At 47.2% G+C, this 748-nt stretch carries 1 tRNA gene and 1 rRNA gene; both read left to right on the forward strand.

Annotated elements, in window-relative coordinates:
- The first annotated feature begins 44 nt into the window (after positions 1 to 44).
- Positions 45 to 118 (forward strand) — tRNA-Ala (locus G6N06_RS19640).
- A 221-nt stretch (positions 119 to 339) separates the two neighbouring features.
- A 23S ribosomal RNA gene (locus G6N06_RS19645) occupies positions 340 to 748 on the forward strand; the annotation flags it as partial.

A 748-nucleotide genomic window follows, 5' to 3' on the forward strand; every position in this document is an offset into this window, starting at 1 on the left:
AAGCGACTGCAAACTGCAGACTGTGGACTGCCAAAAGATACTTTGGGGGATTAGCTCAGCTGGCTAGAGCGCCTGCCTTGCACGCAGGAGGTCATCGGTTCGACTCCGATATTCTCCACTATCTCTGAGAAGATAGAACAAAGAAAAAAGACAATAGACTTGGTCTATCCTCTATTCTCTCTGTTCTTTTCTCTCAAGGAAAACGTTCATTGACATATTGAAAAAAGATACATAAAAAAATATTACGGGTATATTCTTCGGAATATATCAAGTAACACGTAGTCGTTCCCGGTTTACGAGCTAGGGGATGGCTGCAAACTCATTAAAAGACAAAAAGTACAATAAGCTACATAAGAGCGTATGGGGAATGCCTAGGCTCTCAGAGGCGATGAAGGACGTGATAAGCTGCGAAAAGCTGCGGGGACTGGCACATACAGATCGATCCGCAGATATCCGAATGGGGCAACCCACCATATTGAAGATATGGTACCCGCCATTGGCGGGGGCAAACCCGGAGAACTGAAACATCTAAGTACCCGGAGGAGAAGAAAACAAAAGTGATTCCGTAAGTAGTGGCGAGCGAACGCGGAGTAGCCCAAACCGGCATTGTTACGGCAATGTCGGGGTTATAGGACCACATCATTCGAAGCAGGATGAACCAGAACCCTTTGGAAAGAGGGGCCATAGACGGTGATAGCCCGGTATGGGTAAGGACTGCATAGATAGTGGTATCCTGAGTAGTGCGGGG

The sequence above is a fragment of the Gelidibacter japonicus genome, assembly GCF_010725055.1.
Classification (GTDB): Bacteria; Bacteroidota; Bacteroidia; order Flavobacteriales; family Flavobacteriaceae; genus Gelidibacter; species Gelidibacter japonicus.